The sequence below is a fragment of the Vibrio sp. 1402 genome, from assembly GCF_033340275.1.
The window spans coordinates 1-524 of sequence record NZ_JAWOWE010000674.1 but is presented as its reverse complement, the minus strand read 5'-3'; the positions used below and the strand labels follow the sequence as shown (position 1 = coordinate 524).

Here is a 524-nt window from a genome sequence, read left to right as displayed (position 1 = left end):
CTCCATGTGCAAAACCAACTTTTCCTTTCTGACTAACCCTACCGGTTGTATGTTCAAACTCTAGCTTGACTAGAGCATCTATAACGGCTTTTGTTTCGGCAGTGCCTGCAAATGCATACAAATTCAATGTTTGTTTTAACGTTGCTAAGCCGTCAGCTTCAGTAAAATGGTTCAATGTTAATAGCTTGGTAAGCTGCCATCGTGTGCTTTCATCCATCTCTGGTCTAAGCGTTTCGGAGAGAGACGTTAAGCACCTGATTGATTTAAAATTATCATCAACATTGGGTAACTGAACCTTTGGTAGCCCGCCACCAAATGGAATTTTTTGTGGCAAATTACGATTGCAACACTCAGCTTCCACATACATCAGCCAATTATCTCTGCTTTCAGGGCTGAACAACTGGTATTGCTTATCAACAAAAGAAACATAAGTCTCTCGACCAGGCTCATCGTAGCCACCGGCCCAGTTTTTATCCTCTCGTCTCATTAACCAATACACTTCACTCGCGCTCATGTAGTGCGTG

General features: G+C 42.7%; 1 protein-coding gene. It reads right to left on the bottom strand.

What is annotated here, in order from left to right:
- Window positions 1-524 (bottom strand): type VI secretion system baseplate subunit TssF (locus R7044_RS27870; protein ID WP_318141758.1); only part of this gene is annotated, 524 nt, incomplete at both ends.